12 protein-coding genes are annotated in these 14,877 nt (G+C 39.7%); 2 read left to right on the top strand and 10 right to left on the bottom strand.

The features are described 5' to 3' along the window. Positions 1–33: 33 nt before the first annotated feature. From NIE88_RS01675 to NIE88_RS01640, 8 genes are all read right to left on the bottom strand, one after another. Complete coding sequence (locus NIE88_RS01675; protein WP_253058001.1) at positions 34–510, bottom strand: PTS sugar transporter subunit IIA; 477 nt, start codon at positions 508–510, stop codon at positions 34–36. Positions 511–539: 29 nt separating this feature from the next. After that, a complete protein-coding gene (locus NIE88_RS01670; RefSeq protein WP_253057999.1) occupies positions 540–977 on the bottom strand; it encodes a PTS sugar transporter subunit IIA in 438 nt (145 codons plus the stop codon). After that, the gene (locus NIE88_RS01665) at positions 977–2,179 is read right to left on the bottom strand and encodes a BglG family transcription antiterminator (RefSeq protein WP_290446267.1); all 1,203 of its coding nucleotides are present in this window, start codon (positions 2,177–2,179) and stop codon (positions 977–979) included. The genes NIE88_RS01670 and NIE88_RS01665 overlap by 1 nt, the downstream gene beginning before the upstream one ends. A gap of 719 nt (positions 2,180–2,898) precedes the next feature. Next, complete coding sequence (gene tkt, locus NIE88_RS01660; protein ID WP_253057995.1) at positions 2,899–4,902, bottom strand: transketolase; 2,004 nt, start codon at positions 4,900–4,902, stop codon at positions 2,899–2,901. Between the two features lie 46 nt (positions 4,903–4,948). Further along, the gene (locus NIE88_RS01655) at positions 4,949–5,668 is read right to left on the bottom strand and encodes a transaldolase (RefSeq protein ID WP_253057993.1); all 720 of its coding nucleotides are present in this window, start codon (positions 5,666–5,668) and stop codon (positions 4,949–4,951) included. A 36-nt stretch (positions 5,669–5,704) separates the two neighbouring features. Then, complete coding sequence (locus tag NIE88_RS01650) at positions 5,705–6,301, bottom strand: sugar O-acetyltransferase (RefSeq protein ID WP_253057991.1); 597 nt, start codon at positions 6,299–6,301, stop codon at positions 5,705–5,707. Between the two features lie 107 nt (positions 6,302–6,408). After that, positions 6,409–7,830, bottom strand: a complete 1,422-nt coding sequence (araA, locus tag NIE88_RS01645) for an L-arabinose isomerase (protein WP_253057989.1) — start codon at positions 7,828–7,830, stop codon at positions 6,409–6,411. Between the two features lie 21 nt (positions 7,831–7,851). Next, positions 7,852–8,553, bottom strand: coding sequence for an L-ribulose-5-phosphate 4-epimerase (locus tag NIE88_RS01640; protein ID WP_290446275.1), 702 nt, complete (start codon positions 8,551–8,553; stop codon positions 7,852–7,854). A gap of 928 nt (positions 8,554–9,481) precedes the next feature. Here NIE88_RS01640 and NIE88_RS01635 point away from each other — a divergent pair. Together NIE88_RS01635 and rpiB are read left to right on the top strand one after the other, a co-directional pair. After that, positions 9,482–10,522 (top strand): aldose epimerase family protein, encoded by a 1,041-nt coding sequence (locus tag NIE88_RS01635; RefSeq protein ID WP_253057987.1) that lies wholly within the window; start codon positions 9,482–9,484, stop codon positions 10,520–10,522. A 47-nt stretch (positions 10,523–10,569) separates the two neighbouring features. Next, positions 10,570–11,001 carry a ribose 5-phosphate isomerase B gene (rpiB, locus tag NIE88_RS01630; protein ID WP_253057985.1) on the top strand — a complete coding sequence of 144 codons (432 nt, stop codon included), beginning with the start codon at positions 10,570–10,572 and terminating at the stop codon, positions 10,999–11,001. A 328-nt stretch (positions 11,002–11,329) separates the two neighbouring features. Here the strand turns inward: rpiB and NIE88_RS01625 are convergent, their stop codons facing one another. Together NIE88_RS01625 and NIE88_RS01620 are read right to left on the bottom strand one after the other, a co-directional pair. Then, on the bottom strand, positions 11,330–12,943 hold the full coding sequence (locus tag NIE88_RS01625) for a xylulokinase (RefSeq protein WP_253057983.1): 1,614 nt from the start codon (positions 12,941–12,943) through the stop codon (positions 11,330–11,332). A gap of 42 nt (positions 12,944–12,985) precedes the next feature. Continuing rightward, positions 12,986–14,365 carry a sugar porter family MFS transporter gene (locus NIE88_RS01620; RefSeq protein ID WP_253057981.1) on the bottom strand — a complete coding sequence of 460 codons (1,380 nt, stop codon included), beginning with the start codon at positions 14,363–14,365 and terminating at the stop codon, positions 12,986–12,988. Between the last annotated feature and the right edge of the window lie 512 nt (positions 14,366–14,877).

The following is a 14,877-nucleotide window of genomic DNA, read 5'->3' as shown; positions in this document are numbered from 1 at the left end:
TAAATGGTCTAACATGAAACTTAATAATGATCCTTAACTCTGTTCAAAATTTAATTTTGAAAACTGTTGTTCAAGATCCTTATATAATGCTTCATTTGATTGATAATTAATCAGTCGTTCAAAATGGCCTTGATCCTGCACGAGCGACATCACTTCTGACAGTAATTTTACCTGTCCATGCGGCACACTCATTGCAAGCATGATGACCATACGCACTGCAAGATTTTCGTCCTTGACGGCCATATTGTGAAAAACTACTGGTTCTGCTAAAGTGGCAACTGCAATTGTCGATTGTTTTACATGCTGCCAATCAGTGTGAGGAATCGCCACCGCATATTTGCCAACCGGCAGACCGGTAGGAAATCGTTCTTCGCGCTCAAGTACAGACTTTTCGAAGGAATCTCTTACGTATCCATTAACGGACAACTGTTTGGCAAGATAACCGATCACTTTCTGACGACTGTTAAACTGCATATGGGTGAAAATTAGTTTTGCGTTGATAATACTCATTCTTAATCCTCCTTACCTGCTCTTTCCTGTCATCCATAATTTGGTGTTTCACTTAAACGAAGAAGAAACTCTTCTTTATCATGCACACTGGTTAGATCATCAAGATTCCCTTTAGAAGCCAGATTTCTCATCAGGCATTTAAAATTGTCATTTCTAGCCGAATGAGGATTAATAATAAATAAAAGGATGACACCTATTGGTATTGAATCTGGTGTCGGCCAATCAATCACATCATGGCATACACCGATAATAACTAAAGAAGTATCGATTTGGTCAGTCTGGTAATGGGGAACAGCCACCCCATTACCTATATTTGTAGAGCCATATTGATCACGCAGTTCAACTTCCGCTATGAAATTCCAAATATTACTAATTATTTTCTTTTTTTCCAGAAAATTTCCCAGTTCGCAATAAATCCCTCTTTTGCTTTGAGCTTTCAGTATATACTGGGTAAACATGTTGATCATTAGAATCCCTCATCCATTAATTTTCGTTTTACCCGCATCCGATCTGCATTGGTGAATAAGGCACTCACAACAACAATTGGAATGTTATTTGATGTCTTAAAATTCACAGTCGATATAACTAGATCAATGGGCAGAACTTTATTAATATCCTCCTGATAATTTGCTGTTGAAGTGACACAGGCAATCTCAACTTCAGGAAACTCTTTGTGTATTTTCACCTGCAACAGTTGGGATGTTCCTATACCCGTTGTACATACAATGGCAATTCGCTTTAATTCAGAATGCATTTCCAAAAATTTTGCAAAATACAAAGCTATAAAACCATTTTCATCCGGGGATATCGGACTTTCCAAGTTAAATTTATTAACAACTTCTTTTGAAACGACACATATGAGTTCAAACAACTGTCCGTATTCTTCACGGATTTCCTTAAGTAATGCATTTTTTACTATGATTCCATTTTGCAGCCTGTTGAGCATGGGTTTAATATGGTTTGCCAAATCACTTGCTACAATAGGATTAATTTCTCTGCCTAATGCCGCTTTCACCTGTTCAACATAAAAATGACTGATCGCACGAACTTGGTTCGGCATTTGTTTAATTGAAATTGATTTAGTGCTCAAACGGGCGGAAACCAAATATTGCAACAGAAAAAGTGATTCGACACCATCAAGAGTGGTGCCTAAATAGCGATCAATATTAATCTTTATCCTTTTTGCCAAATTATACAGATCAATATTTTCCTGAATTAACCTTCTTTGTTTCTCATCAAAATGCAGATTTCCATTATTTAACACTTTTCCCTCTCTAGAACGCTTTACAAGAATATACAAATGAGAAAAAATATTAATATTGTAAGGAAATGGAATACTTTCACCGAGATAACTTTTTAACTCACCGAGTTGTGAAAGAATGAATTTTTGATCATACATATTCAAATCAAATGAATTTGAAGTAAAATCAAGCGTATTTTCAAAACGGTTCATTCTCAATAGTACTTCGTTGATGGCCTGTCGAATATTAATTTCAGCACCGATAATGCTTAACCGATGGTCACCATTATCAATTTTAAGTTCGTATTTCTGCAGTTGGTTGCTCATAATTTTAAGATCATTTTTGATGACCGAATGGCTTACAAAATAAGGTTTAAAAAGATGGTATTCAGACACTTTAAAGGGTGCCTTAAACAAAAGACTAAGCATTAAACTATTTCTTCGTTCAATTGGACTTTGGTCGGACAGATTACTAATATATGATTTCTGATGCAGCTCATAGTACCTGTTCAGTCTCAGTCCACGATTGCGTTTTACTTCAATAATCGGTAAATTCTCGTTATGGGCATTGATCACCTTTATCATTCTGTAAATCGTTTTTGCCGATACGTTGAGTGCAAAAGCTGCATCACCTGCCGTAACAAAATCATTTTTGTCAAAAAGAAACTGGATGAGTTCATCTTCATCAACACGCAATGTGCACACCTCCTAAGTATGGCTTCATTTCTTATTTTCATACTGAGAGGCCCATTAATCCTCCTTTCGTTACCCATATTGTAATTGACGATTCATGCCCAGGATGACTGACCATTGTCCGTTTATTGTGGACATTTTCATTCAACTTAATTTATTGAAGGGCATCTCAATACGAACTATGCATGATGGTCCATTTGCCTTCATTCACTTCATTTTTTAAGGAGTACGAAGAGACAATGCTCGTTAATTCTTTTCTAAACTGATATTTTCACATTAATTTTCAATTTAGACATCATATGTTGTAGGACGCGGCTACGAATAGTTTTCAGTGAGATCTCATATCTATGCATTTTCTCAATTTGTAAAAGAAAAAGTGCCTCACAGTCAATAGACTTCTGAGACACCTTTTCTTTTATACACGATTGCCATATCTTCATTAAAAATCGGTTGTCTTAAAATTGTTTATCTAACAAACCTTCAGCAACTTCAGCCACATGTTCCGGGGTGAAACCATATTCGGCAAGCACACGTTCTCCCGGGGCCGAAGCTCCAAATCGATCAATCGTTACCAACTCACCTTGCGTGCCGACAAATTCATGCCATCCTAGTGAGGACGCCATTTCAATACCCACTCGTGCCGTCACTTCCGGTGGCAACACCTCATTTTGATATGCTTTCGGCTGCTTTCTAAAACGTTCCCATGAAGGCAGACTGACTACACGAACACTGTAACCCTTTTGTTTGAGTAATGTTTGTGCCTGTACGGCGAGGCCGACTTCCGAACCAGTTGCAATCAAAATGCCTTCTACTTCTCCATCTGCTTCACTGACGACGTAGCCACCTTTGAAAACACCGGCTTTTGCATGATCCACTTCGCCTTGCAAAGTTTCCACACCTTGACGCGTCAGTACAAGTACCGTCGGTGTTTTCTTGCTTTCAACTGCCGTTTTCCATGCTTCACGTACCTCGTTACCGTCCGCAGGGCGAATAACATTAAGATTCGGAATCGCTCGAAGTCCAGCAAGCTGTTCAATCGGCTCATGTGTTGGGCCATCTTCTCCAACAGCAATGGAATCGTGCGTAAACACGAATATTGAAGGAATCTGCATCAACGCTGCTAAACGAATCGCCGGTTTCGCGTAATCCGAAAAGGTAAAGAATGTCGCCCCATAAGGAATCAGCCCACCATGAAGCGCCAAGCCATTCACTGCCGCCGTCATCGCAAATTCACGCACGCCAAACCAAATGTTTCGTCCTTCATAGCTTTTCGGAAGAAAATTTCCCTCGCCGTTCATCATCGTTTTCGTTGAAGAAGCAAGATCCGCAGATCCGCCAAACAGTTGAGGAACTGTTTTTGCTAAGCCGTTAATGACTTCACCCGAAGTTTGGCGCGTCGCTTTCTTTGATCCTTTTTCATAGATCGGAAGTTCGGCATCATATTTTTCGGGCAGTTCTCCGGCAATTGCACTTTTTAACTGTTCGGCAAGTTCAGGATGAGCCTGTTCATAATTTGAAAACAACTGATTCCACTCATCCTCTGCTTCCTTTCCTTTTGCCGTCAGTTTCTGAATATTTGCTTTTACCTCATCCGGTACGTAGAACGCTTCGTAGTCCCAGCCATAGGCCTTTTTCGTTGCTTTAGCAATTTCAGCGCCTAACGGATTGCCGTGAACCTTATTTGTTCCTGATATTTCTGGTGCTCCATATCCTATCGTTGTCCTAACTTCAATGAGTGTTGGTCGTGTTTCATCTTGTGCTGCTTCATCGAGTGCAGCCTTGATCTCATCCACTTCATTTCCGTCCTCAACAAGGATTGTTTGCCATCCATAGGCATCAAAACGTTTGCGCACATCCTCTGAGAAAGACATGCTAAGGTTTCCGTCCAAAGAGATTCCGTTTGAATCATAGAGCACAACCAAACGTCCTAATTTTAAATGTCCGGCTAATGAGACTGCTTCAGAAGCAATTCCTTCCATTAAATCACCATCACCACACAACGCATAGGTCGCATGCTGAACAACGGGGTACCCGTCACGGTTGTATACCGCACCCAAATGTGCTTCAGCCATTGCCATGCCCACTGCCATGCCGATACCTTGTCCCAAGGGACCAGTCGTTGCTTCAACGCCAACGGTATGGCCGTATTCAGGATGACCGGGAGTCAGGCTTCCCCACTGGCGGAACTTTTTCAATTCTTCGAGGTCTAAACCATAATTGAATAAGTGAAGCAAACTATACAAAAGCATTGAGCCATGCCCCGCAGAAAGCACAAACCGATCACGGTTGAACCATTTAGGATTCGCCGGATTATGTTTCATTTTCTTTGCCCATAGTGTATAAGCCATCGGTGCTGCGCCCATCGGCAGGCCTGGATGACCGGAGTTTGCCTTTTCAATTCCATCTATGGCTAATGTCCGAATCGTGTTGATTGTTGATTGTTCAATTGGAGTAGTCATGCCATCATTCCTCTCACCTTATGAGTCGCCGTTGCCGACGTTGTTGTTACGCCAAAATAGAAAAACCCAGTTTTTCAATATCTTTGTTGAATCCGATAACCGTCTCCAGAGAAAGCTGCTCAAGGGATTTGCCCACTCCTTTGAGCTTGTCAATCACGCCTGGAGGACACGTAATGATGTCGACACCCAGCCGATCTGCCTCAAACACATTGAATACTTCCCGAGTACTTGCCCACAATAGATGCGCATTCTTTTTGGTTTGACAAATTTCCACTGCCTTTTTCATATACGGAATCGGGTCAGCACCTGAATCGGCAATGCGTCCAGCAAACACAGAAACAATGTTCGCAACATCCGGATTGAGCGCTGCCACCGTCTCTTCTACCTGCTTAGTTGTAAAAATAGCAGTCACATTCAGAGAATAGCCCTTGTCTTCCAATTTTTTGATCAACGGAATTGAAGACTCACCTTTTGTGTTTGTAATGGGGATTTTGATAAACACGTTATTCCCCAAGGCATGAATTTTTTCTGCCTCCTTTTCCATCGTTTCAAAGTCATCGGCAAAGACTTCAAAGGACAGCGGCAGATCAGGGATCGCCTTAACCACTTTTTCCGCAAAGGCGACGTAATCTGTGACCCCGGCTTTTTTCATCAGGCTGGGATTGGTTGTAAATCCGGATACAAAGCCTGTTTCATATGCTGCAAGCATGTCTTCAATGACTGCTCCATCTGCGTAGATCTTGACGTTTACATCTAATTTATTCATAAACTCTCTCCTTTTCAAAATAGACACACAGCTGAATCACACTTTTCTATCCCTGAAATAATACTTCTTATCATGTTCATTGACATAACGCAAAACGCGACAAGGATTACCAACTGCTACACAATTGTCCGGAATGTCATGCGTTACGACACTGCCCGCTCCAATGACTACATTCGTACCAATGGAAACGCCAGGCAGCACCGAAGCATTTGCACCAATCCATACATTGTCACCAATGTGAACAGGTGCCGTATATTCCTGCTTATTTAGCCGTAATTCAGGATCAATACAATGTCCTGCTGTATAAATACCTACATTAGGAGCAAACAAAACATTGTCACCAATGGTAATCCTGTTACAGTCAAGCAATGTACAATTATTGTTGCAGAAAAAGTTTTCTCCAATTTCAATGTTAAAGCCATAGTCACAATGAAATGGAATTTCAACAAAGAAATGCTTTCCAGTTGCACCAAATAAATTCTCAATAATTTGGCTTCTTTTTTCCAAATTGCGCGGATGGCAATGATTATATTCGTAGAGCAGGTCCCTAGCTTTAAACCGAATTTCTAAAAGCTCATTCGTTTGATGATACAAGTGACCATTTAACATATTGTCTAGCTGATCCCCGGCCATAATAGTTGCTCCCTCTATTCATACCTTTGACTGGTCAGATCCATTTTGAGGCTTAGGCAAAAGTATGGTTAAAAACTCATTGTTACTCGCCAGTAACATGTGATCGCTTAAATGTTTACAGTCTCAATGCCAACTAACTTGGCAAAATCTTCGAGCTGTTCGGCAGATGCATTAAATGTCAACACTGTGTGGTGGCCACCTCCATTTTTAATCCATTCTTCAACCCCTTTATAAAAACCTGATTTAGGCGTCCAAATTTGGCGTGCAACAGGTAAATGTGGTGCTTCCTCTTCAGGAGCTTTCCCATCAACTTCATACATTACAAACTTAAATTCCGTGCCAAAATCGGAAATGGTCAGATCAACTGCATCTCCATTTGATCCATCAAAGACTAGTCGTGCAGGATCTTCTTTTCCGCCGATGCCAAGCGGATGAACTTCAACTCTCGGTTTTGTTTGCGCAAAGGTCGGGTCAACTTCCAACATATGCGACCCAAGGATCTCTTCATGACCATTGACCAAATCGTAGGTGTAATCTTCCATAAATCCGGTACCCTTATTATGAGTCATAATTTTAATCAGACGATCCAGTGCCGCTGTCTTCCAGTCACCTTCACCGGCAAATCCGTAACCCTCTTCGTTTAACCGCTGAACAGCCATACCTGGAAGCTGTTTCATGCCCCACAGGTCTTCAAAATTTGTCGTAAAGGCCGTGTAGCCACCTCGATCCAGAAATTTTCTCAAAGCAATTTCTTCTCGAATTTGTTCCTTAACATGTTCTTCAAAGAAAGCCGGATCGTTATCTCCGACAACAAATTCATATTTTTCCTGACACTCTTTATAAGTTTTTTCAATTTCTTCTTCAGTAACCTTTTTCATTTCTGCTACTAAATCGCCAATACCATAATAATCAACGGTCCAGCCCAGTTGAATTTGTGCTTCGATTTTATCTCCATCGGTAACGGCTACATTACGCATGTTGTCTCCGAAACGAGCAACTTTAATATTAAAGCTTTCGTTATAGGCAACCGCTACATCCATCCAATTGGCAATTTTCTTCTGTACCTTTTGATCTTTCCAGTGTCCGACAACCACTTTATTGTTCTTTTTCAGTCGGGCATTAATATATCCATATTCCCGGTCACCATGAGCACTTTGATTTAAATTCATATAGTCCATATCAATGGTTTTCCAAGGAATTGTATTCAAGAATTGTGTTGCAAGGTGAAGCAACGGTTTCTGCAAAAGTTTTGTACCGCGAATCCAGTTTTTTGCTGGCGAGAAGGTGTGCATCCATGTAATGACACCAGCCACGTCATCTTGATAGTTGGCTTCCTTCATTACTTGTGTAATATTATCCGCGGTAGTCGCAACCGTTTTAAATGTAATCGGGTATGGAAGATTTCCTTTGACATTCAGTTCATCAATAATTTTCAGCGTATTGCTTTTCACTGCTGCAAGTGCTTCTTCACCGTAAAGATGTTGACTGCCAACTACAAACCAAAATTCATATTTTTTTTCGTTCAGCATAGTAGAACCCTCCGCTTGCAATTATTTGTTTTTTTGACCATAATAGGCATTTGCACCATGTTTTCTTAGAAAATGCTTATCCAAAAGGAACTGATCCATCACAACTTTATGGGGATTGAGCTGTAAGGTATGGTAAGTCATCTTTGCAACCTCTTCCAATACAACTGCATTATGAACGGCTTCGTCCGCTGATTTTCCCCAGGTAAATGGACCATGGTCATTTACAAGGACCGCAGGAACCTGATTCGGATCAATTTGGCGTTTTATAAATGTTTCCACAATCACATCACCGGTCTGTTTTTCATAGGCCTCAACGACTTCAGCCTCTGTCATCGGACGGGATACCGGCACAGGGCCGTAAAAAGTATCTGCATGTGTTGTACCTGCGGCCGGAATATCAAGCCCAGCCTGTGCAAACGACACTGCCCATGGGGAATGCGTGTGCACAACGCCTTTAATATCCGGAAAATTTTTATACAGCACAAGGTGTGTCGGTGTATCGCTGGACGGATTTAATTCACCTTCGACAACCTGCCCTTTCAGATCAACAACAACCATTTTTTCCGGTGACAACCGGTCATAGTCAACTCCACTTGGCTTGATAACAAATAGATTTTTCTCTCGATCAATACCGCTGACATTCCCCCATGTGAAAGTAACCAGATTATACTTGGGGAGGAGCATGTTCGCTTCATAAACTTCTTTTTTCAGATCTTCCAGCATTATGTTCATCATTCCTTTGCCAGCTTTTTAATGTGTTTCAGACAGTCTCGACATCTTTTCAGATCCCTCAAAGTCATTCCGAAAGGATATTTTCCATTCTTTTCTTTAAAATAAATTGGATTGTTTTGACTGACTTTTTTTGGAGACTTCTTCCAGAAAACTACGATCACTGTTCTCAACACCATCTGTGTCTGCTGTATGTCCTGTCAGATGATCGCTGACATTTACAAATATTTAAAAGCTCAGATCTTCACGTTGCCACATCATAGTTTGCATAACTGTTTATATTTTTAAACGCTCAACCATCCCCCAACTTGACTTAAGTATTGATCTTTTCATCAATAACAAACAGCTGCTGAATCATTTTTTAATGCCACAAACAGCCGCTTATACTAAATCGTTGAGAACTGCGTGTGCTAGTAGGAACCATCATCGAATTAATCGAATTGATTACCAATAGGCCTCCAATATTAACCGCTTACAAATTTGATTTTATATCAGTTATACGTATAAGTCAATATTATATTTTTATTCGTATAAATTTTTCTCGTTAAAACTATTTTTTTATTCTATAAATAATAAAGAAAAAATCATCAATACGCTATTTATCGCTAATGAGATAAAAAATTATATAAAGACTAAGTAAAAATAATACCGTCAAAAAATTATATGTTATTTAAATAATATTTGACATTTATACGTAACAATAATAAAATGAAACCGTATTCATGGAACGAGAGGAGGCAAAAAAACGAGAATAATTACGCGTATATTTGTTTATAGTTAAACCGAAGCTGAATTAGGCATTATAAAGTGGAAAAGATACATACCGTGGTGCCCGCACCTTATTCTACTTCCAAAACTGATAAAAAAGATAATTATTCATTCATTTATTTCCAGTACAAATCACTTGAAAAGAGGCATTCAAATGGTCACTGTAATTACAAATGCTCATCTGCAAAGCACTAACTTCGGCAACTTAAAAAAATATACCGTTGATAACGGCAATGGCTACTCCTTCTCCTGCATTAACTATGGTGCCTCGTTGACCCAGCTGACAATGCCGGACAAAGACGGAAAAGTGGGCAACATCATTTTGCAATTTGATGATCCAGATACCCTTTGTGCAGATAAAACCTACTTTTTCAATCGGGCAATTGGCCGCGTGGGCGGCCGAATTAAAAATGGTTCATTTTCTATCGATGGAACGATGTATCATGTTCCTCAGAATGAAGGAAAAAATACGTTGCATGGAGGAACGAATGGATTCGATGGATTGTTATGGGAAAGTAAAACTGTTGCTAAGGGAATTGAATTTTCACGCATCATAAAGTCAACAGATGATGGCTTTCCCGGAGATCTGAAAGTAACCATAACCTACAAATGGAAAGATGATCAGCAGCTCGTTATTCTTTTTAAGGCATATAACGATTCTGATCAACCCTCATTATTTAATCCAACAATTCACAGTTACTTTAATTTGAATGAGAATCCTTCAAAAGGGTTAATCCATAATGAACTGCGCATTTCGGCCAATGAAATTGCTGAAACCGACAGTCAATTACTGCCAACAGGAAAATTTTTGCCTGTCTCCGGAACACTGTTTGATTTCCAGGTCTATAAGCCACTGGATGTAATGCTCAAGAAACTGAAGAAGAGCGGCAACAATGGCTATGATACTCCATTTAAAGTGGAGAGGCCGCTAATCGCTACTTTAAAAAATTCGGTCAATGGTCGGAGATTAGATATCTATTCCGAAAAAAATGGTTTAATTGTATATACTTTAAATTCAGTGAATACTCCCGAAAAAGTTAACAATGGTTATCGACTACAACCATTTATGGCGGTTGCTCTCGAACCGCAAACATTGCCTGATGCGATCAACAATCCGCATTTTGGTACTATTGTTATTAACGCTCATCAGGAGATTTCATCAGAAATTGTCTACAAATTATCTGTTGAAGCTTAATACTTCTTTCGTAATAGAATACAAGTTGGTTTATGGGAGTGAACATCTTGAAAAAAATTGTTATTGGATCAGATCATGCAGGATACTATTTAAAACAGTTTCTTTACAACTATTTGCAAACGAAAGGTTACGAAATCATTAATCTTGGAACTAATTCTCCAGAATCAGTAGATTACCCTATTTATGGGAAAAAAATTGGTGAATGGGTGACAACCGGTAAAGCCGACCTTGGCATTGCCATTTGCGGCTCAGGAATTGGCATTGGGATCAGTGCAAATAAAATTCCTGGTTGTCGTGCTGCCATTTGCAGTGATCCTTACTCTGCGAAAATGTCACGTCTTCATAACAACGCCAACGTTCTCGCGATTGGCGCCCGTGTTGTTGGCGAGGATCTTGCAAAAATGATTGTTGATACGTGGTTGAATAGTGAATTTCTTGGCGGACGTCATGAGCAACGTGTTCAAATGATTGAAAATTAAGCACTTTTATTGAATGAAGAAAAAATATCAGGACCATATCCATTTGGGCATAGACAATTCTTCAGTTGATTTTGCTGCATGATTTATAATTTTATGCATAGAAGAAACTCCATCGAGTAAAAACCTGATTTCGGTATTTTTTACGGTATCAGGTTTTTTAGCATGGTTTTATTTTGCAGACATGCAGTAATAAAAGCAAAGTCCCTTTGAATCAACATATCTGTCGACTCAAAGGGACTAAACTATAGCATAATTTGATGTCCATTTTTTCAAATGGTCATTTTATTGAACAATTTCTATCCATTGCTTTTCTGAGTTTATTTGTCAATTAAGATTCACCTGTTAAAATAGACTTAATTGCCATAGACTCAATTGGCAGGCCCTCTTGATATCTTTTAATAAACGTTTCATATCCGGAAACTCCTTCAGGCTCTGGACTTAACGTCATACTTTCAGGATTGGCAAAAACTTCTTGATCCAAAAAGTCCTCTAAAGGTTGATGATTCTTTCCTTTTTTTGCGAATATTGCCAATACCGCCATACCCCAAGCGCCGCCTTCACCAGCTGTACTCATGACGGTAATTGGCGTATTTAGCGCGTTCGCCAGAATTTGCTGTCCAATAACTGGCGTTTTAAACAGGCCACCCTGAGCAATCATAACATCTGTTTTGATTTGTTCTTCATTTTTCAAAATATCCATGCCAATCTTAAGCGGCGCAAATGCAGCATATAATTGAGTCTGCATAAAATTAGCTAAAGAAAACGAACTGTTCGGATCTCTAACAAAGAGCGGCCGCCCAGCAGGCATCTTGGTAATATTTTCGCCTGAAAGATAACTGTAATTAATAAGTCGGCCTGCATCAGGATCAGCTTTAGTAGCAACCAGAAATAACGTTTCATACAAGCGATCGACTTTTAAGGGTACGCCGAGACGTTCTGCAAATTCCTTAAAGACATTAGCCCATGCATTGATATCTGATGAACAATTATTAATATGAACCATTGCAACGGGTGCACCATCTGGCGTAGTCACAATATCTACGTCTCTGTAAACTTTTTTCAGCGGCTGGTCAAGGACGACCATTGAAAAAGCTGAAGTTCCGACTGATATGTTTCCTGTTCGTTTGCGAACACTGTTCGTGCTTACCATACCCGTTCCAGCATCGCCTTCAGGCGGAGCCATTAAACTGCCCGCTTGGAGATTTCCATTAACGTCAAGAAGCTTCGCTCCCTCCCTAGTCAATGTTCCAGCATATTCCCCAGCTCTTAAGACCTTAGGCAATAGATCACGAATATGCCACTTATATTGCGCTACATTTTCCAGACTTTCAAACCTGTCAAGCAATTCTTTCGCATATGTTCCAGATACTTCATCTATCGGAAAGACACCAGATGCATCGCCAATCCCCAAAACTTTTTCACCGGATAGTTTCCAATGTACATAACCAGCCAGAGTAGTCATCGTATCAATGTCATTTACATGAGATTCGTTTTTTAAAATAGCTTGATAAAGATGCGCAATGCTCCATCGCTGAGGAATATTAAAATGAAACAGCTTGGTCAATTCATCGGCCGCTTGTCCGGTAATATTATTGCGCCAAGTTCTAAAAGGGCACAACAACGTATCATTTTTCGAAAAAACCAAGTATCCATGCATCATAGCGCTTACACCGATTGCACTGATTTTTGTCAAAGTTGTATGATACTTTCCCTGAATATCTGCAGCAATCTGCGAATAACTTCTTTGAATGCCAGCCCAAACATCATCCAATGCATAAGTCCAGATCTTATTCTCAAACTTGTTTTCCCAGACGTAGCTTCCAGAAGCTATTGTGTTAAAATCATCGGTTACCAAAACAGCTTTAATACGGGTTGATCCTAATTCAATACCTAACGAAACATTTCCTTCTTCAATTGCCTTGGAAGTTTCTACTAAGTTCATTTAACATGCCTCCAAACCTGATCGGTCTATAAAATACTTTTTTTAATTAGCAGCTCTTTCTCCAATTGCCTCGATTTCTTCCAAAGTGTGTCCCCGAGTTTCAGGAACACGTGTCCGGATAAATAAAACACCAAGTATACAAATAACACCAAAGATCGCGAAAACTGCTTGTTGAGACATCGAAGCAGTCATGATCGGGAAGAGCAACCCCACAAGGAATGAACCAATCCAGTTAAATGATGAGGCTAACCCCGATGCACGTCCGCGAATAGCAAGCGGGAAGATTTCTCCAACGATAACCCAAGTTAAAGGGGCCCAAGTGAATGAATAAAAGGCGACATAGATACACAAGAAAGCAACAATCATCATCGGACTTGCATTAGGAATGAAAAAATTCAAAATGGCTGGCAAGATAAAAGAGAGACCCATAATTGTCCCGCCTAAAGTTAACAAAGTCCGACGTTTAAATTTATCAGCGATAACCAGAAATACCAGTGAACCTGCTACAAGAATGATGCCCTGAATAATTGGCCACATCAATGCTGATCTTGCCGCATGTCCTGTTGCCTTTTCGACAATCAAAGGAATGTAATAAAAGATGGCATTGGCCCCCTGGAACTGTTGGAAAGCAGCTACACCAACACCCGCAAAAACTAAATAACGATATTTGCCACTCAACAATGCACCCCATGATGCTTTTTGATTAGCATTCTTTTCTTCCTTGGCAGTTTCTTGAATTTGAGCAATTTCTGAATCGATTTCTTCTTTTTTAGAACGGAGGTATCCCAGTACTTTTCGTGCCTCATCAAGCTTGTCGGACTTAATTAAAAACCGCGGTGATTCCGGTAATCTCAATACACCAAGAAACAGAATCAGCGCAGGTACGGCCGCCAGACCAAGCATTAACCGCCATGCCAGTGCTTCGGGCAAGTTTTTCAATAAAAAATCAACAATATATGAAAGTAGCATTCCAGAGACAATCATCGTCTGATTAATACCGGACAAACGTCCGCGAAGACGGGCAGGGGCCATTTCTGACATATAAGCCGGAACCAGTGCAGAAGCAGCACCAACAGCCAAACCTAGTAAAATTCGAACCCCGATCAAGTAATACTGTCCATCATGCGGCGCAATTCCTGATAAGACCGAACCAATAACGAAAATTAAAGCTGAAATTAATATCATTTTGCGTCGTCCGAGACGGTCAGACAGCTGTCCGGCCAAGGCTCCCCCAAAAATAGCACCAAACATTACGGAAGAGGTAATCCAGCCAATAATACCGGCACTGTTTTGAAGACCCCAATCCTGTTGCAGAAAAGGCAAAGCACCCGTCATAACACCAATATCATAACCAAAAAGAATACCGCCAAACGCTCCGAAGAAATAAATGAAACCACTCGGGATTTTCTTTTCTTTGACCATTAAAAATTTCTCCTTTCAAATTTAAATACTCATATAATAAAGTCTTCCCCGTTCAGCGTATTACAGTACTGATAATTTTTTCTCATCTCCTTTAATCTCTTCCCTGTAAAGCGCTTCCATCAACACTTATATGTTAGCGTATTCATACTTATAAATCAATATATATTTTTTTTATACGTATAAAAATATGTTTTAAAAGTTCTATCTACCCTCATTTAAGAATTGTTAGAATCCCATATACAGCCGTAATTCCGCACAAAAAAATAGCCCTAAAAAAGTTTTATTTTAAATGCAGAATCCCAATTATTCTTTAATAAAACTATTGCCTATTCGTTTGAAAATTATACGCAACAATCAATGAAACATTAATTAGACTCTCAAATTCGTATCTCCTGTTCCTTAATACGAAATAACAAATTTGAATCAGGCATAGATCCATATGATATCTGAAGAACTTGATTTAAAACCACTCGAATGAAACATTTGTATTTTAGAAATTACCGGGGGTTTCA

This window comes from Sporolactobacillus shoreicorticis (assembly GCF_024125445.1).
GTDB lineage: Bacteria > Bacillota > Bacilli > Bacillales > Sporolactobacillaceae > Sporolactobacillus > Sporolactobacillus shoreicorticis.
This window is presented reverse-complemented; position numbering and strand designations above follow the sequence as displayed.

Bases quoted from the DNA above. Each gene is read 5' to 3' on its own strand.
- araA (WP_253057989.1), bottom strand. From the start codon at position 7,830: ATGCTGAACGAAAAAAAATATGAATTTTGGTTTGTAGTTGGCAGTCAA.
- NIE88_RS01635 (WP_253057987.1), top strand. From the start codon at position 9,482: ATGGTCACTGTAATTACAAATGCTCATCTGCAAAGCACTAACTTCGGC.
- NIE88_RS01625 (WP_253057983.1), bottom strand. From the start codon at position 12,943: ATGAACTTAGTAGAAACTTCCAAGGCAATTGAAGAAGGAAATGTTTCG.
- NIE88_RS01620 (WP_253057981.1), bottom strand. From the start codon at position 14,365: ATGGTCAAAGAAAAGAAAATCCCGAGTGGTTTCATTTATTTCTTCGGA.
- tkt (WP_253057995.1), bottom strand. From the start codon at position 4,902: ATGACTACTCCAATTGAACAATCAACAATCAACACGATTCGGACATTA.
- NIE88_RS01640 (WP_290446275.1), bottom strand. From the start codon at position 8,553: ATGCTGGAAGATCTGAAAAAAGAAGTTTATGAAGCGAACATGCTCCTC.
- NIE88_RS01675 (WP_253058001.1), bottom strand. From the start codon at position 510: ATGAGTATTATCAACGCAAAACTAATTTTCACCCATATGCAGTTTAAC.
- NIE88_RS01655 (WP_253057993.1), bottom strand. From the start codon at position 5,668: ATGAATAAATTAGATGTAAACGTCAAGATCTACGCAGATGGAGCAGTC.
- NIE88_RS01650 (WP_253057991.1), bottom strand. From the start codon at position 6,301: ATGGCCGGGGATCAGCTAGACAATATGTTAAATGGTCACTTGTATCAT.
- NIE88_RS01665 (WP_290446267.1), bottom strand. From the start codon at position 2,179: ATGCTTAGTCTTTTGTTTAAGGCACCCTTTAAAGTGTCTGAATACCAT.
- NIE88_RS01670 (WP_253057999.1), bottom strand. From the start codon at position 977: ATGATCAACATGTTTACCCAGTATATACTGAAAGCTCAAAGCAAAAGA.